16 protein-coding genes and 2 pseudogenes are annotated in these 18,303 nt (G+C 40.9%); 8 read left to right on the top strand and 10 right to left on the bottom strand.

The features are described from left to right. Nucleotides 1-15 precede the first annotated feature (15 nt). The 7 genes from PSH54_RS01930 (at nucleotide 16) to PSH54_RS01900 (ending at nucleotide 10,340) form a co-directional block, all read left to right on the top strand. Entirely contained in the window at nucleotides 16-654 is a 639-nt protein-coding gene (locus tag PSH54_RS01930) for an ATP-binding cassette domain-containing protein (protein WP_273605335.1), read from the top strand. Nucleotides 655-681: 27 nt separating this feature from the next. Next, nucleotides 682-1,326 carry a CDP-alcohol phosphatidyltransferase family protein gene (locus PSH54_RS01925; protein ID WP_273605334.1) on the top strand — a complete coding sequence of 215 codons (645 nt, stop codon included), beginning with the start codon at nucleotides 682-684 and terminating at the stop codon, nucleotides 1,324-1,326. Further along, complete coding sequence (locus PSH54_RS01920; RefSeq protein ID WP_273605333.1) at nucleotides 1,319-2,110, top strand: sterol desaturase family protein; 792 nt, start codon at nucleotides 1,319-1,321, stop codon at nucleotides 2,108-2,110. Before PSH54_RS01925 ends, PSH54_RS01920 begins: the two co-directional genes overlap by 8 nt. Before the next feature lie 594 nt (nucleotides 2,111-2,704). Further along, nucleotides 2,705-5,365, top strand: a complete 2,661-nt coding sequence (locus PSH54_RS01915) for a glycoside hydrolase family 16 protein (protein WP_273605332.1) — start codon at nucleotides 2,705-2,707, stop codon at nucleotides 5,363-5,365. Between the two features lie 66 nt (nucleotides 5,366-5,431). Then, nucleotides 5,432-8,365 (top strand): TonB-dependent receptor, encoded by a 2,934-nt coding sequence (locus tag PSH54_RS01910; RefSeq protein WP_248461862.1) that lies wholly within the window; start codon nucleotides 5,432-5,434, stop codon nucleotides 8,363-8,365. Between the two features lie 215 nt (nucleotides 8,366-8,580). Next, on the top strand, nucleotides 8,581-9,777 hold the full coding sequence (locus PSH54_RS01905) for a DUF3500 domain-containing protein (protein ID WP_273605331.1): 1,197 nt from the start codon (nucleotides 8,581-8,583) through the stop codon (nucleotides 9,775-9,777). Continuing rightward, nucleotides 9,774-10,340, top strand: a complete 567-nt coding sequence (locus PSH54_RS01900) for a hypothetical protein (protein WP_273605330.1) — start codon at nucleotides 9,774-9,776, stop codon at nucleotides 10,338-10,340. Before PSH54_RS01905 ends, PSH54_RS01900 begins: the two co-directional genes overlap by 4 nt. 170 nt (nucleotides 10,341-10,510) lie before the next feature. Here PSH54_RS01900 and PSH54_RS01895 read toward each other — a convergent pair whose 3' ends face one another. From PSH54_RS01895 to PSH54_RS01880, 4 genes are all read right to left on the bottom strand, one after another. Beyond that, complete coding sequence (locus PSH54_RS01895) at nucleotides 10,511-10,876, bottom strand: hypothetical protein (RefSeq protein WP_273605329.1); 366 nt, start codon at nucleotides 10,874-10,876, stop codon at nucleotides 10,511-10,513. Between the two features lie 61 nt (nucleotides 10,877-10,937). Next, complete coding sequence (locus PSH54_RS01890) at nucleotides 10,938-11,450, bottom strand: DUF421 domain-containing protein (protein WP_273605328.1); 513 nt, start codon at nucleotides 11,448-11,450, stop codon at nucleotides 10,938-10,940. A 419-nt stretch (nucleotides 11,451-11,869) separates the two neighbouring features. Further along, nucleotides 11,870-12,343, bottom strand: coding sequence for an energy transducer TonB (locus PSH54_RS01885; RefSeq protein ID WP_273605327.1), 474 nt, complete (start codon nucleotides 12,341-12,343; stop codon nucleotides 11,870-11,872). Nucleotides 12,344-12,467: 124 nt separating this feature from the next. Then, a complete protein-coding gene (locus tag PSH54_RS01880; RefSeq protein ID WP_273605326.1) occupies nucleotides 12,468-13,034 on the bottom strand; it encodes an HNH endonuclease in 567 nt (188 codons plus the stop codon). 125 nt (nucleotides 13,035-13,159) lie between these two features. On the opposite strand from PSH54_RS01880, the pseudogene PSH54_RS01875 reads away from it, so the two are divergent. Beyond that, nucleotides 13,160-13,327 (top strand): annotated as a pseudogene (locus PSH54_RS01875) (IS110 family transposase); the annotation flags it as partial. Nucleotides 13,328-13,714: 387 nt separating this feature from the next. Here the strand turns inward: PSH54_RS01875 and PSH54_RS01870 are convergent. The 6 genes and pseudogenes from PSH54_RS01870 to exaC all read right to left on the bottom strand — a co-directional run bounded on the left by PSH54_RS01870 (nucleotide 13,715) and on the right by exaC (nucleotide 18,215). Then, nucleotides 13,715-14,081, bottom strand: a pseudogene (locus PSH54_RS01870) (DUF7674 family protein). A gap of 49 nt (nucleotides 14,082-14,130) precedes the next feature. After that, nucleotides 14,131-14,715, bottom strand: coding sequence for a DUF998 domain-containing protein (locus PSH54_RS01865; RefSeq protein WP_055255061.1), 585 nt, complete (start codon nucleotides 14,713-14,715; stop codon nucleotides 14,131-14,133). 110 nt (nucleotides 14,716-14,825) lie between these two features. Beyond that, a complete protein-coding gene (locus PSH54_RS01860; protein WP_273605325.1) occupies nucleotides 14,826-15,035 on the bottom strand; it encodes a hypothetical protein in 210 nt (69 codons plus the stop codon). A 130-nt stretch (nucleotides 15,036-15,165) separates the two neighbouring features. Continuing rightward, nucleotides 15,166-15,582 (bottom strand): hypothetical protein, encoded by a 417-nt coding sequence (locus tag PSH54_RS01855; RefSeq protein ID WP_273605324.1) that lies wholly within the window; start codon nucleotides 15,580-15,582, stop codon nucleotides 15,166-15,168. A gap of 117 nt (nucleotides 15,583-15,699) precedes the next feature. Then, nucleotides 15,700-16,257, bottom strand: a complete 558-nt coding sequence (locus PSH54_RS01850) for a hypothetical protein (protein ID WP_273605323.1) — start codon at nucleotides 16,255-16,257, stop codon at nucleotides 15,700-15,702. 437 nt (nucleotides 16,258-16,694) lie between these two features. Continuing rightward, nucleotides 16,695-18,215, bottom strand: coding sequence for an acetaldehyde dehydrogenase ExaC (exaC, locus tag PSH54_RS01845; RefSeq protein WP_055019893.1), 1,521 nt, complete (start codon nucleotides 18,213-18,215; stop codon nucleotides 16,695-16,697). Nucleotides 18,216-18,303 lie beyond the last annotated feature (88 nt).

Genomic DNA, 18,303 nt, shown 5'->3' with positions numbered 1-18,303 from the left:
ATTAAAAGGTTTTTAATGCAGTCATCTTTAGAGATTAAAAATTGTGAGCTTTATCGTCAACACGAGCTATTACTAAGCTTAAACGAGCAGGTAAAAGGCGGCGAAATACTTACTATTATGGGGCCATCAGGCAGTGGTAAATCAAGTTTATTAAATTGGCTTACCGGCACATTACCTAGCGGCTTTAGCGCAAATGGCGAAGTGTGGCTTAACGGCGAAAATATTAATAACTTGCCCGCACATTTACGCCACATAGGCGTGCTTTATCAAGATGCGTTATTATTTTCGCATTTATCGGTAAGCGGTAACATTGCCTTTGCTATGCCTAAAGGCAATAAAAAACAGCGCCTTGAAAAAATAGAGCACGCCCTTAAACAAGTTGGATTAAAAGGCATGGCTAATCGCCACCCCGACAACCTCTCTGGTGGGCAACAAGCCCGTGTTGCTTTATTGCGTATGCTATTGAGCGAGCCAAAAGCTATTTTGCTTGATGAGCCCTTTAGCAAGCTCGACACCCAATTAAGAGTAGATACGCGCGAGCTGGTATTTAGCCAAATACGCGAGCATAAATTGCCCGCTATTATGGTAACTCACGATCATAGCGATGCAGAGGCTGCAAACGGCAAACTGATCACCTTAAATTTAGCCAAATAAACGCACAAAAAGCACAAGGCACCAAGCATGTTAGACAAATACATCACCCCAGTAATAAAGCCACTGTTAACCCCTGTTGTAGCGTTAATGCACAAACGCGGTATAACGCCCGACCAACTTACTGTGGCAGGCTTTTTAATAGGCCTATTAGCTGTGCCATTAATTGCGTATGAAATGTGGTACGCAGCGTTAACGGCTATTGCTTTAAATCGTATTTTAGATGGGCTAGATGGTGCATTAGCACGCCATGCAAATTTAAGTTCAAGCGCTGGCGGCTTTTTAGATATTACCCTCGACTTTTTATTTTATGCGGCAATTCCGCTTGGCTTTATTTTGGCAAACCCCGAGCAAAACGCCATTGCAGGTAGCATATTACTGGCCACCTTTATAGGCACAGGCTCAAGCTTTTTAGCCTTTGCCATAGCCGCCGAAAAATTTAAGCTCGAAAACCCCCAGTTTAAATACAAAAGCTTTTACTATTTAAATGGTTTAACCGAAGGCACAGAAACCATCGCGCTGTTTATTGCCTTTTGTATTTGGCCGCAGCACTTTGCCCTAATGGCGAGTATTTTTGCCACTGCGTGCGCTATTACTATTTTTACACGTATACATGGTGGGTATAACACGCTTAAACGCCAAGAAGCTGATGAGGTTAAACAAACCAATGAGTAATGAAATTTGGTGGCGATTAGGGTTCTTCTTTAGCATCTTGGTTATTATGATGCTACTAGAATCGCGTATGCCCGCCCGTAAATCGCCGATAAAAAGTACCACCCGATGGTTGGCCAATTTTGGACTGGTGTTTGCAGCCTCTGTAATTGCTCGCTTAAGTGTGCCAATAGGCTTAACTGCCGTAGCGCTTTATAACCAAGAGCACGGTATCGGTTTATTTAATCAAATAGCCACACCAAGTGGTGTTGCTATTATTTTAAGCATATTACTGCTAGATATAGTTATTTATTGGCAGCACCGGCTTTTTCATCAAGTGCCTATTTTGTGGCGTTTGCACCGTGTGCACCACGCCGATGCCCATGTAGATACCAGCACAGGTTTGCGTTTTCACCCTATCGAAATTGTGCTCAGTATTGCTATAAAATTGATTGTTGTTACCGCTTTAGGAGTACCTGCTATTGCAGTATTAATATTTGAAATAGCACTTAATGGATTAGCGCTGTTTAACCACGCCAATATACGTTTACCCAATGCCATAGAAAAACCACTTCGGCTCATATTAATGACCCAAATACTGCACCGTATTCATCATAGCCAGCGCGTGAGCGAAACCAATTCAAACTATGGATTTAGCGTTATTTGGTGGGATAAACTGTTTGGTAGTTACAAAAATGAAGCGCAAAAAGCCGATAACGACATAGATATAGGCTTAAAAGAATACCCTAACCCGCAGCAAAACGCCTCGCTGTGGGGCTTGCTAATTATGCCGTTTAAACGTAAATAAGCTGCCATTTCAAGTGGCTACAACACTCTTAAAATAAACAATAAATTAAGAGGTAAATGCGTATTTAAATTTACACATTTACCTTATTAAACCCCGCCAAAGCCTTACTCCCTATAGTTTAACCTTTACAAGCTAAGCGCTTTAAAGGGTTTACTAACCTATTGAATGCTATACCACTTTCACTTTTTTAACTCTCGTTTTTTGTAAAAAAGCAAAATTACACGCCATATAGTTAGCCTAATACGGGTAAATCATCACAATTAGCGCTAAACGTAATTGCTACAGGTAACTTTTATATTTACCAATTAAGTAAAGTATTAATAGATGTATTAAAAATGCAACATTACAAATAATGTAAGCTGTTAAATTTATTAGCGATTTAGTTAATAACTCCAATTGGTAAACTGGTCTTACCGTAAACTAAATGTAAATAAAACACACAAATATGTTGACCATTTACGTAGTGCGCAATATTATTTGTAAGCGCTTACAAAAACACATGATGAATGTAAGCGCTTACAAAAATAAACATGGTTCTTTTTAATAAGTTTAAACACACATTCTGACAACAATCTGTGAAACCGGGGTTCAGCTATGAACATTGAAAAAACACACATTGCTCGCTTACTGGCTGCTATTTCGTTAGCGTCTTTAGCTGGCTGTGGTGGCGACTCTGCCACAACATCTAATTTTGAAAATATCGACGCTTCTGAGCCAGTTTCGGATTGGCAACTAGTATGGAGCGACGAGTTTGAAGACTCAGCCATTGATACTAATAAGTGGAACTTTGAATTAAACTGCGATGGCGGTGGTAACAACGAAAAACAGTGTTACACCGATAACGAAGAAAACGCCTTTATACAAGACGGTGTGTTAAACATTGTTGCCCTACCCGCAACAGAAGGCGCTGAAAAGCCCTACACTTCTGCGCGTTTAAATACCCGTTACAATGCTGATTTTACTTATGGCCGCTTTGAAGTGCGCGCAAAGCTCCCTTCGGGGCAAGGCAGCTGGCCTGCGTTTTGGATGCTACCAACCGATGAAGAATACGGTACATGGCCACGCTCAGGCGAAATTGATGTTTTAGAATCAGTAAACCTAAAAACCGCTGACGAAGATGGCGGTGTTGAATCAAGCATTCATGGCACATTGCATTACGGCCGCGCTTGGCCAGATAACAGCTACACAGGCCAAGAGTACAAATTTCCTGAAGATAGCAACCCAGCAGATGACTTTCATACTTACGCAGTAGAGTGGCAAGAAGGTGAAATACGCTGGTACGTTGATGGCTACCTATATGCCACACAGCGCCAATCAGAAGTATTATATAATTCCAAAGGCGAAGCCGCAGGTTTGAAACATCGCGGTTGGTTTGCAGAGTATTTTGAACAAGGTTCTGGCGAGCTAGAAACTCATTGGGATAGCGCTCCTTACGATAAAGACTTTCACTTACTGTTAAATTTAGCAGTAGGCGGCGACTGGCCTGAAAACGTAAATGAGTTAGGCGTAGATGCCAGCGCATTTGAAAACGGCCAAACATTTGCAATTGACTACGTACGTGTTTATCAATGTGCATCAAACCCAGATACCGGCAAAGGGTGTGAGACTATTCGCCCAGGCTACGATAGCCTAGACGATGCCCTGCTAGAGGGCGAAGCGCCTATTCCTAGCCCGCCATCTACAGGTATTGCTACACCGTTAACTATTTTTGGCGACAGCTTTAACCCTAACTGGCCAGCATGGGATTGTTGTGGTGGCTCTACACCTGCAATCGTAAGTGATGAAGAGCAAGGCGACGTTGTTGAATTTACAATAGGTAGCGACCCTACAGTGGTTGGCTTTATTAGCCGCGATGCATTTATTACTGACGAAAACGGCGCTGCAACGCCTTTTGATGCATCACCTATGCTAGAAGAAGGCTACGTACGCTTTAAAATGAAAGTAACCAGCGCACCAAGCGTGCCAGACACACCTTGGTTTGTAAAACTTGAAAGCACAGAAGCCTCAACCGATGCTGATATGCCGCTTACAAGTAGCGTTGAAGGCCAAGCACCTGTAGTAGGTCAGTGGCAAACCTATACGTTTTTACTTTCTGACCTTGCTGACTTAGATTTAGATATCAGCGCAATTGACGTACTTATGGTATTTCCTGAGTGGGGCACGGGCGAAGGCGCAACCTTTTTAATTGACGACGTTGAAATTACGCAAGACAACCTAGGCGCATCACCAGAGCTGACTATTTTTGAAGATGAGCAAAACCTAGCATGGCCAATGTGGGATTGTTGTGGTGGCTCAACGCCTATCGAAGTGGTAGATGATGAAGCGCACGGTGTAACCGCTGAATTTAGTATTGGTGCAGAGCCTACAGTAATGGGCTTTAACAGCCGTACTGAAGTAGGTGGTGCAGGTGAGTCATTTGATGCAAGCAGCATTTTAGATGAAGGCGTTATTCAGTTTGACTTAAAAGTAACATCTACCCCAAGCGACCCTTCAACTGCGTGGTTATTTAAAGTAGAGGCAAATGGTGCAACTTCATTTGCAGAACTTGAACTAACGCAAAGTGTTGAAGGTGTAGCGCCAGTAACTGGCGAGTGGCAAACTTATACATTTAAGTTATCAGATCTCGCTGGTGCAGGCCTTGATGTAAGTGCAATTGATGTACTTATGATTTTTCCGGCATGGGGCGCAGGTGAAGGCGCGGTTTACCGTGTAGATAACGTTAAAGTTTACAACCCTAATGCAGCGCCCGTTGCCTCTGGTGAGCTAAACGTATTTACAGATACAGTCGCCGATCAGTGGAGCATATGGGATTGCTGTGGTGGTTCAACACCTACTACAGAAACCGACGATGATCAGCACGGCGCAGTGGCTCAGTTTAGCATTGGTGCAACACCTACTGTAATGGGCTTTTTAGCCGATGAAGACGTATCGTTTGATGCATCAGCCCTGTTAGAAAATGGCGTTGTACAGTTTGATTTAAAAGTAATAACAGCACCTTCAAACGTGGATGCACAATGGTTATTTAAAATTGAATCAATTGGCGCTTCAAGCGCAGTAGAGCTGGCATTAACGCAAAGCAATGAAGGGCAAACACCTGTTACAGGCGAATGGCAAACATACACCTTCCCTATTGGGCAACTATTTGATGCGGGCTTAGATATTAGCGCTATAAACGTGCTCATGGTATTTCCTACGTGGGATATGGGCAACGGCGCACTATACCGCATAGATAACGTGATTATCGCGAATCCATAAAAACACACTACAATAGGCGCATGGCGCCTATTGCTACACAACAACATTTTATAAAGCAGAGCTATTATGAACACATTCAATTTTAAAAAGAGCCAACTTGCGGCTTCTGTGTCTCTTATCATTGCTGCAAGCACGTTAAATACGGCCATTGCTGCCGAGGCAGACACTGCAGCATCTCCTGATGTAGAAGTTATTGAAGTAAAAGGTATTCGTGGTTCACTTATTCGTTCTATGGATATGAAACGTGATTCATCGGGCGTCGTAGATGCCATTTCAGCAGAAGAAATGGGTAAATTTCCAGATACCAATTTAGCAGAATCATTACAGCGCATTACCGGTGTATCTGTGAGCCGTGCAAACGGTGAAGGTAGCCAAATTACCGTACGTGGTTTTGGCCCAGAGTTTAACTTAATTACGCTAAACGGCCGCCAAATGCCAGGCACAGGTTATACGCGTTCGTACAACCTTGAAAACATTGCCTCAGAGGGCGTAAGTGCGCTAGAAGTATTTAAAACAGCGCGCGCCGATGTACCAAGCGGTGGTTTAGGTGCAACAGTTAATATTTCTACTGCGCGCCCTTTTCAAAAGCCAGGTCAAAATTTTTCAGCTACGGTTAAAGCAAATCACGACTCATCAAACGAAGCCGGTGATGATGTAACCCCAGAGCTTTCTGCTGTTTATAGCAACACATTTGCAGATGACAGATTTGGTTTTGGTTTTTCGTTTTCGCATCAAGAACGCGACTTTCAAAAACAACGCGCCAATATTCAAGGTTGGCAAGCCAATGTTGATTTACCTGAATTAGATAGCAGTAACGTTGTTGATAACCGTACTGACCCATCAGGTAACTACTACTTCCCTAAAGACATGAACTACTCTATTGAAGATGTAGAGCGTGAACGTACTAACGGCCAAGTTACTTTTCAATTTGAACCGGTTGATGGCTTTGTAGCCACCTTAGATTACACAGCAAGTAAAGCTGTTACGGGCTCTGAAAGTATTGGTTGGGGTATTTGGAACGACTTTGGTAGCAATATTAATGGCTACGAGCTTGATGAAAACGGCACCGCTGTTTATGCCGATATTAGCGGTAACGATGCCTCGTTTACAGCCAACAAAGGCACCACAGAAGTAAAAGCACGCTCTATTGGTTTAAACCTAGAGTGGGAAATTAACGACACGTGGCACGTAGAGCTTGATTACCATGACTCTAAAAATGAAACAGATAACGGCGCCGATGACGGGCTAGGCAGTACCGGCCAAGTTATTTTAGGCTCTGATCAGCTAGCAAACAAAATTTACGATTACCGCACAGGCGAAATTCCAAGTGCTCAAGTTAACTGGTTAAACGGCACAAGCGAATTAACGCCAGGCGAAATTGACTCTAACTTTAGCCAATTTACGCACTCGCCGGGTGAATCAAACATTGAGCAATTACAATTACATACCACTTGGTACAATGAAAACTTTGATATTGGCCTAGTTAAAGTAAAATTTGGTGCATCGCGCACTGAGCAAAACACCGGTGGTTACACTGCATGGAGTGGTTTAGTGGGTGGCCCTGGTTTTAACCCATCGTACACAGAAATATTCCCAGATAGCATGTTTACTCGCCACGATACGTCGGGCCTTTTAGATCAATTTGATGGTGGCGGCAGCAACTTACAACCAGGTTACTACTACACCTACGATTTTGACGAAGCAGTGGCTCGGCAAATGGCTTACCTAACTTCTGATGTAACCGGTGGCGATGCATACGCAGCCAATGCTTACATGGATGGTATTGATAGCGAAAGCTACGTAGAAGAAATTACAAACAGCTTTTATATTCAATCAAGCTGGGAGTTTGATGTAAGCGATTACTACGTAAAAGTAAACGCAGGCCTGCGCTACGAGCAAACAGATGTAACCAGCACAGTACGCCAGCGTGTTGAAGAACAAGTAAACTGGATCAGCGCCTCAGAGTGGATAATGCAATATGCAGCCGGCGGCGATGATAACTTCTTAGAGCAGCAAGGCGATTACGACATATTATTACCGTCAATCGATGTAAGTGTTGATTTAACCGAAGACGTTGTAGCCCGTGTTTCATGGGGTAAAACTATGTCGCGTGCACCACTGGGTGATTTAGCCGGTGGCCGTAGCTTAACAGGCAGCCCAAAACCTGGCTCGCGCACGGGTAGCCAAGGTAATACAAATTTATTGCCGTTTGAATCAACCAATCTCGACTTATCATTAGAGTATTACTACGCAGAAGGCAGCTACGCCTCTGTTGGTTACTTTAAAAAAGACGTAGATAACTTTATTCAAACCACCATTACGCAAACCACGATTGAAGGCCTATACGACATTTTAAACGGCCCGCGTTACTTACAAGCAGTTAGCGATATTGAATCGCGCGGCGAGCAAGCAACCACCGATGCTATTTTTGCGCAAATGATTAGCAATGGTTATGGCAATGCGAATGGCGTCATTGAGCCAAATAGCGATGACCCACTTATGGTATGGAACATAAGCCAACCACAAAACACCGACAGCAAATCGGTAGATGGTTTTGAAGTGGCTGTTCAGCACTTAATTGGCGAAACTGGTTTTGGTGTAGGTGTTAACGCCACGTTTGTAGATGGCGATGTAGAATTTGATAGCGAAAGCCTAGACCAACAAGCGCCGCTTACAGGTTTAAGTGACTCTGCTAACTTTCAAGGCTTTTACGAAAAAGACGGCCTATCGGTTAAAATTACTTACGCATGGCGCGACTCGTACTTAATTGGTGTAGGCCAGGCACAAGGCTCAGCCGATGCACCACCGCAATATGCTAAAGCCTACGGCCAATGGGATATGAGCGTTAACTACGATGTAAACGAAAACGTAACCGTATTTTTTGATGGCATAAACTTAAATAATGCCACCGAAGAAGGCTACGGCCGTTACGAAGAGCAGTTTTTATTTGCTAATCAGTACGGCCCACGCTACTCAATTGGTGCCCGTTACACGTTTTAAACTATTCCCTAGTTAGAATAGTTAAGCCGCTTGTTTCAACAAGCGGCTTTTTTTGTTTTTAAATAAATCGTTCATTCTTAATAATAAATAACACTTATTTGATCTAACTAAATATTATATTCATGCTGATGTGTAATACTGGTATTAACGTTTATGGTTAGGCCTAACTTGCCTTACTCATTTATAAATCAATTTAAAAGTAGCCTGGTGACAACATGATCAAAAATAAGCACAGCAACCTTTTTAAACTCGTTGCACTTACTCTTACAAGTGCATTTGCAAGTACCCAGCTTAACGCTGAGTCACAGCACGACGAACAACATAAAGGGCCTCCTAAACTTTCTGCAAAAGATGCCGCTTTAAGTAAAATAATACAAGGTCGCCTTGGTGATACCAGTACGCTAATGGGGACTATTGCTATTCCAGCATCGGTTGATACTTGTGGTGATGATCCGGGTGTTACACGTTTGCTATGTTTGATTGACCTGCTCAAATCGGGTGTTAGTGATGAAAACTTAGCGCATATGCAATTAGATTATTCATTAGAACAAGCAAAAAACTGGAGTAACTTACCGGCTGGCGCTTTTCCTGCAAGGCCGGGTGTGTTTCTAGGCGAGCTTAAGGTAGAGCAGCGCGGCGTTGTTAAAGCTATTTTAATGGAAGCCGCAGGTCTTAAAGATAACGAAGGCTTTGACGAAATGATACAAACACTAAATGCTGATGACTACATTGGTACAATTAGTGACGACTATAAAGCGGGTTACTCATCGTTTAATTCTAAACTTGCTTTTTTAGGCACGCCTGCAAAAACAGGTACTTGGCAGCTTTATTATGGCGGCCATCATTTTGCGTTTTCAAACACCTATAGTGATGGCAAATTAATTGGTGCAACTCCGTCTTTTAGAGGGATAGAGCCATTTCATCCATTTGATATGAATGGTAAAACAAACGCCCCTTTACTCCAAGAAAGAGATACCTTTGCAGCGTTTCTTAAAAGCTTAACCCCTGCACAGCAAAAAGCAGCCACGCTTGATGGCACATACAGAGATATAATTGCAGGCCCACAAGCTGACGACGCCATACCAACCGAACAAGAAGGCTTAAGTGTAAGTAAGCTTAACAACACACAAAAAGCATTACTAATGAAAGCAATAGCCACCTATGTGGAAGATATTAATGCCACAGATGCCAAAAAGTACATGAATAAGTACGCCTCAGAGATGGCCGATACCGTTATTGGTTTTTCAGGCACAACCGCATTAAATAGCGAAGATGATTACGTAAGAGTAGACGGCCCTTCTATTTGGATTGAATTTTCATTGCAATCAAATAAATCAACTAACGAAGAAGGGAATCACCCACACTCTGTATGGCGAGACAAAACCGATGACTACGGCGGCCAAACACAATGATTAAAAACCCTATAATGCGAGTCTTTGCACTCGCCTTATGTGTTTTACTAAGCACTAAATTTGCTAATGCACATGCGCTGCCAGGCAGTGAGCTAACATTAACTGAGCAGCCAAATAATACGCTGAGTTTAAAGTTAAGCTTTGCCCTTGAAGATTTAATTATAGCCGCGCCGTCACTCTCTTCTCTTGATGGCGCACAAATAGATCAGCCTTTACACGCCAAAGTACTTAATAAACTAAACAATTATTTACACAGCCATATGGCATTGCTAAACGATGCTCAAGCTTTGCCAATTACGCTTAACCATGCTGAGGTTAATTTAGTGCATAACTCTCACGTTGGGTTTTATCGCTCCGTGCTTATTGAACTTTCAGCACCACTTAATAACCAGAGTGAACTATTCCCCATGAGCTTGCATTACGATGTAATTATGCATGAAGTACGTAATCATAGAGCAATTGTTTACTGGCAAAAAAGCGATAGTTCTTTAGTAAAGCTAGCCAGTTTTAGTTACAAAAAACCACAAGGTGAGCCCGTCTTTTATGAATTAGAGAAGCAGTAAACACAAAGCCTTTAGCTAGTTAATCATTAAAATTTAACTGTTTTTTGAGGCTAATATTAAAGCGCATTTTTGTTAATTTTGATTAGCCTGATATGCAGCAGGCTTATTAAATTCAGTACTCTGTAAAATTTGTACTTCGTTTCAGAGTTCATATTTAAGATAGGTGTTTGTTATATTTCTTTATAGACGTAATAACGAAATAGCAAAGCTTGAAATAATGCCGCGAAACCAAGTAATAATGAACCTTCATATAATAAAGACGGAAGAACAAATGCCATAGGTAAAGCTGCATAATATAAATAAGAGCGATTCGTGTATTTGCTTATAAAATAATGAAGTGGAAATCCAATTACTAACCACCCAACAATAGAGATAAGTAAATAAACACTCATATATAGTAAAAATGTAACAACCAAACCTAATAGGCCGTTTACTGATAATGGTACTAAACCTGCGAATATAGCCCAAACAGCAATACCTATTCCCACAAATAAGAGGCTTTTGAGTATTGCTTCATCCAAGCTACCAAGACTCAACTTTTATCCTTAACAAAATTTAGTATGGGTGTCTTTTTAATTCTCACTAAAAATTTTTCAATTAATCCCGGGGATTTCTTAACTTCATAATCAGTTGATCATAGTTTTTACTTTTCGGCACAATACTTAATTCACCGTCGGCCTCGAAAACCACCGCCATAACTGTGCTTAAATCACCAAAACCGGCTTTTCGAACACTCGCTTCCACTTCGGTGCTGGTGAGACGAGTGTCTTTCATAGCAGCCTCTATATATTCACCGTCGAAAAAAACTAATTGTGGAGAAGTTTTGACTACTTTGTCGAACGTCGAAAAATGGGCGCTGATCCAAGTGAGTAAATATTGTAAAAAGAGGAGTAGGCTTACCGCGACTAAAACCTCAACTATAACCACGTCTTTCAATAAGATAGCAGAACCCAAGATGGAGCCTGCCGCTACGGTGATTATCCAGTCAAAGTTATTCATTTTAGCAAATGAGCGTTTACCCAATAAATGCGTCGCTAGGATTAAAAAGGGATAAATAATCAAGGTTGTGGTGACAATGCGCGCTATTTCACTCCACGATTCAAAAAACATATTTCCCTCTACTTAAGGTGCTGAATATACTAATAATCATATAAACTAAACAGCCACCTGAATCACACAAACTAGGCAGTCACCTTAATAAAACAAACAACACTGTGCAACTAAATCTGCCATACAGATTCAGGATTTATCTTCTATTAATGGGTCTCTTTACGGATGGTTTTTAATTTATGTCAGGGCATCAAATTATAATGGGACCTAACAAGTTATGATGGGACCCACTTTATTTAGCCTATTAGAATCTAGGCTTTGTAAAGAGCAAAGTTCAAGATGGGTGTCTAGTTTAATACGGTGTCTAGTTTAATTCTTGGTGTGCACTGCGAAATAACCAACACAAATTAAGCAGCCACTTCAAATTAATAGCTAAGCTTTACTAGTCGTCCACCTAAGGGCATGTTGCTATAAATAGATTAACCACTTACCTTTATACGCTTGCCTGTAGAGTATATTATATCTTTGCTTGGACATGAATATTTTGGTGTTATGGTTGAACAAGGTTGATTTGGTTTATCAAAACAGAAATCAAACCGAGTTTGCGTTTTAACTGGATGAGTAATGATATTTTTTGGTAATTCTGACCACTTCCAGTTTTTAATTACATCTTCAGCCGCTTTAGAAAAGTGCTTATTTGTCGAAGCTATAACAGTTATGTCTTTTACTTCATTTTGTGGTGTGATTACATACTCAATGGTGGCGCAACCTTCAATAGACTTCATTACAGCCTGTTTGGGATACCTAGCTGGAAACCGATTTAATTGACTCCATTTTGAAGATTGTATTTCGTTGTGAGTAATTGATAAGTGCGAATACTCTTTATCTACTTCCGTTGATGCACATCCACCAATAATAAGAGTAGTGATTAGAATGCCAATATTCTTTTTCATAACCGAAACTTCCTTTTATTTATAACGCCCTGATAATGGGCAAAATAGAGTTGGCTAAAATTAAGCGACGAAGGAGCAAAAGCCAACTGTATTTTGTTCCTGTTAAACAGTCTGTTAGGTATTCTTAAATACACAACAACTGTTTAATTTCTTTTACTTTGTATGGCGGTTTTTTTGTATGTGCAACCCTGTGGCAAGTCGGGCATAGAGATATTAGATCTTCAATTGAGGTTACAGTTTCACCTGTAATGGAGAGTGGTGATAAGTGGTGAACCTCTATAACCCATTTACCATTAACTTGCTTATGAAAGCCGCAAACCTGACAGGTATTTTGATCTAGCTCTTTTCTTTGTTGAGATAGCGCTACATTACGTTTTTTTGAAAGTATAACTCTATCTTCACCATAACCCTCAACTGCTTCCGTACTTTCAATACTAAATGATTCGAATTTAGTAAATTCAACTTTTGTTTCTAATAGATTCAAAGATGTGACTTCCCAACCAGCTTCAATCCACAAATGGGCCCATATGTGAGAGTCACTTGTTCTGGAGTTAGCCCACCATGCAGAGTGTTCATAAGCACTTTTAGGTAAGTGATTATTTAAAATATTTTCTATTTCCGAAAACCTTAGAGCAATATAATCAACATTTTGCTCAGATAGAAAATTAGCCAACGGTAAATATTTACTCATACCTTTCTTGTTCACCTAGACATAATGACTCCCACACGGTGTTAGCCTCCGCTTCTCGTGGGTTAGCTTAATTCAAAGCCAGAGCCATAATTAGATTGTCAATTAACTAAACAGCAGAGGCTAACATGAATAAACATAGCATACTTTTTATCGGCCTTGATACACATAAAGAATTCAATGAAGTCACCTATATTGAAGAACATAGAGGTGCGCAACCTGTTCATCTTGGCCGAGTTTCGTCATCCAAAGTGGCCGTTCAAAAGCTTGTTCGTCAGTTCAAATCGAAATACCCTGGTAACAAATTATGATGACACCCATTTTATTTAGCCTATTGAATCTAGGCATCAAAAAGTGCAAAGTTTAAGATGGGTGTTTTGTTAATTCTTTCTCTGAATTTTTTTAACTAAAGGCACTATCGCTAAAGCTAGCAATACGGCAAGAAAAAAGCTCACAAACGTATTACCAAACACCCATCTAAAAAAGGTTCCTGAAAGAGACAAAACAAAAGCTGACCAAAGCCATGGATTTATATTCTGCATACTATCTAGAGCACCTCATAACACCCTGCTTAGGGGCGCAAACACATGGGCTATAATTTGGATCGAAGCGACGCTGCCCATGTGTATGCATCCTAGCGAACGAAGTGAGTGTGTTGATTAGGTTGTTAGGTACGTGCATATTTAAACCACTACCCTAGGGGCTTTACCATGAAAGCCCAAGTATAATTTTTTGAGATTGTCTGGCACGAGAGGCCAGCCACGCTCAATACCTTCTTTTGTACCTTTCCAGAATAAGTGCTCTGTATAATATATATCTATGTATTCGAATTCTACTTTGGTTGCAGTATCCAGTTTTTCGCTCATGTACTGCAACTGTTCTAATGCTTCTTCTAAATTACCTTTGGTTAAACAAAATGGTTGTCAAATTTGCGAACTCTTCCATTAGGAATGTGGGTGCCCATTTTTCATGTTTTTCCATGAGAGGCACAACGTCAGGAAATTTAGTGCGGATTTCTTTTAAGAACTGTCTTATCTCTGATTTGGCCATTAATTTCTCAGAAGCACCTAACTTTAAACTAAGGGGTATAAGCATGGCGCTATAATGCCGAAGGCGCGCCGTGTTTGTGCCCCCTAGAGTGCTTTGTTAGCTGCCATGCTGCATAACCAAACCACCCCATTGTTGGGACTGCCCATAACCTTTGTACTAAGCCATTATAGGATTGCGGGATAAAACCAGCATATATTAACCAAAACATCAGTACATGGATTAAAGCCAGTAAGACACAATATATTTCGAACTTTGAAGAATTAATTATGTTCTTAAACTCAAGTGCTGCACAAACTGGAATTAGGATCATGAATATTGATAAGTTATACAGAAGATGAAGAGGTGACTCTAATGTCCAAATACCTGCACTAATCATGCTACAGCCGAGTAAAAATGTAGTAAGTGTTGCTACAGAGAATTTGTAAGGGCTCATTTTAAATAAGCCAAAAGCAAAAGTGCACATTGAAACACCGATAATTACGTCCATCGCTCTATGGGTGTAAGCAAATATAGGTGATTCTAATGCTACGTGGCTAATACTCTTCGCTAAGACATTGAATTCAGGGATAATAAACCCGATACCAATGTTGACGATAGATGCTATCCAAATAATATGAGCTTGTCTTATTGTCAATTTATTTCCTTATTTCTACTGGATGTGGCAGCTAACGCCCCAATATGCCGACGAAACGAGCGCAGCGAGTTGAGGTCGGAATAATTGGTTTGTTATGTGTAATGCCATGTTTAACCATTTTTTAAGAGGGCAACTATTGAAAGTAGCAAACTAGCGAAAGAAATTACTAACGCACCAAGAGCCAAAAAAGTGTTTCTGGAAGATATTTTATTTGCCTCCTCCTTCAGAGCTAAATCCTTTTTCTTTCTCTCTAAGTCAGCTTGGGCTTTGCGACCTTCGTTTTTTCGCTTGGCAATGATTAATCCATGTTTTGCGTCCATCCTAATCCTTCAAATTCAAATTCAAATTACACATAACTTTTAAATAAGGGGCGCAGACGCGTGGGCTATAATGCGAAGCAGCCCACGTGTATGCGTCCCAGTGACCGAAGGGAACGACTTAATTTGTTTGTTAGAAGTCATACCCTAAAACTTCCAGTGATGCTTTTGCTTTTTGAACAGCAGCAATGATTTTTTCCCTTTTCGCCCAACTCTTAAGTTTTGAAGGGAATCTACTAAGCCAATGATTATTTGGTCCATAGCCATTACCTCTTAAGCTAGAGAGGTAGTTCGTAGTGGGTAGGTTTCTCTGTTCCATTACACTTAGAAAATGCGCTATTTCCAAAGATGAAGCAAATTCAATTTCAAACCCCAGAACGGTGACTGTTAAAAAAGGATAGCCTTCCAAAACGTGTTTCTTGGGAAAAGGTGGATCAAACTCGTCGCATTGAGAATACCCTTTTACATCCTCGCCAATACCTTTGTGTACCCAATAGCTAATAGGTGTTTTTCTTCGGTTTTTTAAATGAACAAATTTCCAAGTACTCATCTTGACTTCTAACTTCCCGCATAACGGGCAAATACACGTAGGCTATAATACCGAGCAAAGCGAGGGGAGCCTACGTGTATTTGTCCCCCGCGAGCGTAGCGAGTGTTTATGCGCTTGTTAGGTGCACTCTACACTACTGCACCTAGTTAAATACTCCGGATCAAACTGTGGCTCATGCTGAACACCGTATCCAATTAACCAAGTAGGAAACGCCAAAACAGTGTTAGTTGGTAGCTCAATTTCGTTGTCGGTTTCAATTAAAACGGCTCGTATAGCCCAATAATATCCGTTACTCCCCCAAGGAAACTGAACTAGTTTAGTTATTCTTATAGTTGTTCCTTTAGGAAGAGGAGAAACAATGGAACGTTGTCTTTCAAACGCTAGTTTTTCAAATAGTTTTTCATCCCACCACAATTTATTTGAGAGATATGTATCGTAGTCTTGTGGTGTGTTAAAGTATTCATTACCCGAATCGAAAGCTTGAATACCTATACACCACTCAGTAGATTGAATTGTGGCATCGATATCCGCACAACGAGCCTCATACAAATAACCATCTTTTGCAGTTAGATAATATGAACCGACTATATTTTTTGCTATCGGCATATCTGATTTATCAACGATACCCGTGCAAGCTGGCAGAGATAAAACTAATAAAAATGGCAAAAACTTCAAATATACCTCCTGTGCACCTAACAACTTTGTCTACGACATTTGTCGTTTTATAAACCGACAAATGTCCCTATATTACAATGCATTTATCTTAGCCAGCAAATAACTACCTGTAAACAATTAGTTAACTACAAAGAAATCTCCGTTAATGTTGTAACACACCAAAATGGGGGAGATCAGTAATATCCGACAATGCATAAATCACTGCACATTTTTAGAGCAACTTTTATAAAAAATTAATATTGTAAAATCGTTTTTTGACGCAGGTAATGGGCTATTTAACGCGCTTAGGTTTTAACGTTTTGAATGCGGCTGGTATTGTACTTATATATTACAACACGCTTAAAATAGTGTTGTGAGCACTGTGAATAAAAAAGCGCTGCAAATATGCAGCGCCCTCATCACTTAATGGTTGTTGTGTTTAAGTTTGAATTGCTTTATTAGAAAAAGCCGAGTGGATCTTCGCTATAGCTCACTAATAAATTTTTAGTTTGTTGGTAGTGATCGAGTGCGAGTTTGTGTGTTTCGCGCCCTATACCTGATTTTTTATACCCACCAAATGCAGCATGTGCTGGGTACATGTGGTAACAGTTGGTCCACACCCGGCCAGCTTCAATTTTGCGCCCCATGGTATAAGCACGGTTCATGTTTCGGCTCCACACCCCTGCGCCTAAGCCAAATTCTGAGCTATTGGCAAGTTCGAGTGCTTCAGCTTCATCTTTAAAGGTCGACATTGAAATAACAGGGCCAAAAATCTCTTCTTGGAATACACGCATGTCGTTTGTACCTTTAAGCAGTGTAGGTTGTATGTAATAACCACCGTTTAAATCGTCATTTAGCTGCTCTACGTTTCCTCCGGTGAGTACTTCAGCGCCTTCTTTTTTGCCTATGTCTATGTAACTAAGTATTTTATCAAACTGTGCTTTTGAAGCTTGAGCGCCCACCATGGTTTCGCTATCGAGTGGATTGCCACGTTTAATTTGTTGGGTACGTTCGAGTATGCGCTCAATAAATTGCTCGTATATATCTTCTTGAATAAACAATCTTGATGGACAGGTACATACTTCGCCCTGGTTAAAGTAAGCAAGTACAGCGCCTTCTATAGCTTTTGATAAAAACGCGTCGTCTTTTTCCATTACATCATTAAAAAATATATTGGGCGATTTACCGCCAAGTTCTACCGTTGAGGGAATAATGTTTTCAGCAGCACATTTTAAAATATGAGAGCCGACAGGTGTAGAGCCTGTAAATGCAATTTTAGCAATGCGTTTACTTGTGGCCAGTGCTTCGCCTGCTTCTTTACCAAACCCATTTACAATATTGAGCACGCCTGCAGGCAGTAAGTCACCAATAATTTCCATTAAAACTAAAATAGATGCTGGAGTTTGTTCGGCTGGTTTTAGTACCACACAGTTACCTGCAGCAAGTGCGGGTGCAAGTTTCCATGCGGCCATTAAAATAGGGAAGTTCCACGGGATAATTTGCCCAACCACACCTAACGGTTCGTGAAAATGATATGCCACCGTGGTTTCGTCAATTTCACCAATACTGCCATCTTGCGAGCGCAGGCACCCCGCAAAGTAGCGAAAATGATCTGCCGCGAGCGGAATATCAGCCGCGAGTGTTTCACGAATTGCTTTACCGTTATCCCATGTTTCGGCAACAGCTAGTAGCTCTAGGTTTTGCTCAATTCGGTCGGCTATTTTTAGCAGTATATTACTGCGCTCGGTCACCGAGGTTGTGCCCCACTGCTCTCGCACTGCATGCGCTTTGTCGAGTGCTAGGTTTATATCATCTTTGTCGGAGCGAGGTATTTGGCAAAATACCTTACCATTTACTGGGCTTATATTATCAAAGTATTGGCCGTTTACAGGCTTTACCCACTCCCCGCCAATGTAATTACCGTATTGTTTTTTAAAGTTTACGAGTGCGCCATCGCTGCCTGGATTTGCATATATCATGTGTGTGCTCTCTTTATTGTTGTTAGCTAAAGGTCGAACATTTATATAAAACAAAATGCTTTATATTTAATCAGTGTTGTTTGACATT

The organism is Pseudoalteromonas sp. Angola-30 (assembly GCF_028599215.1).
GTDB lineage: Bacteria > Pseudomonadota > Gammaproteobacteria > Enterobacterales > Alteromonadaceae > Pseudoalteromonas > Pseudoalteromonas atlantica.
This window is presented reverse-complemented; position numbering and strand designations above follow the sequence as displayed.

Coding starts and splice junctions, on each gene's coding strand:
- PSH54_RS01930 (WP_273605335.1), top strand. CDS start 16: ATGCAGTCATCTTTAGAGATTAAAAATTGTGAGCTTTATCGTCAACAC.
- PSH54_RS01925 (WP_273605334.1), top strand. CDS start 682: ATGTTAGACAAATACATCACCCCAGTAATAAAGCCACTGTTAACCCCT.
- PSH54_RS01920 (WP_273605333.1), top strand. CDS start 1,319: ATGAGTAATGAAATTTGGTGGCGATTAGGGTTCTTCTTTAGCATCTTG.
- PSH54_RS01915 (WP_273605332.1), top strand. CDS start 2,705: ATGAACATTGAAAAAACACACATTGCTCGCTTACTGGCTGCTATTTCG.
- PSH54_RS01910 (WP_248461862.1), top strand. CDS start 5,432: ATGAACACATTCAATTTTAAAAAGAGCCAACTTGCGGCTTCTGTGTCT.
- PSH54_RS01905 (WP_273605331.1), top strand. CDS start 8,581: ATGATCAAAAATAAGCACAGCAACCTTTTTAAACTCGTTGCACTTACT.
- PSH54_RS01900 (WP_273605330.1), top strand. CDS start 9,774: ATGATTAAAAACCCTATAATGCGAGTCTTTGCACTCGCCTTATGTGTT.
- PSH54_RS01890 (WP_273605328.1), bottom strand. CDS start 11,450: ATGTTTTTTGAATCGTGGAGTGAAATAGCGCGCATTGTCACCACAACC.
- PSH54_RS01885 (WP_273605327.1), bottom strand. CDS start 12,343: ATGAAAAAGAATATTGGCATTCTAATCACTACTCTTATTATTGGTGGA.
- PSH54_RS01880 (WP_273605326.1), bottom strand. CDS start 13,034: ATGAGTAAATATTTACCGTTGGCTAATTTTCTATCTGAGCAAAATGTT.
- PSH54_RS01860 (WP_273605325.1), bottom strand. CDS start 15,035: ATGGACGCAAAACATGGATTAATCATTGCCAAGCGAAAAAACGAAGGT.
- PSH54_RS01855 (WP_273605324.1), bottom strand. CDS start 15,582: ATGAGTACTTGGAAATTTGTTCATTTAAAAAACCGAAGAAAAACACCT.
- exaC (WP_055019893.1), bottom strand. CDS start 18,215: ATGATATATGCAAATCCAGGCAGCGATGGCGCACTCGTAAACTTTAAA.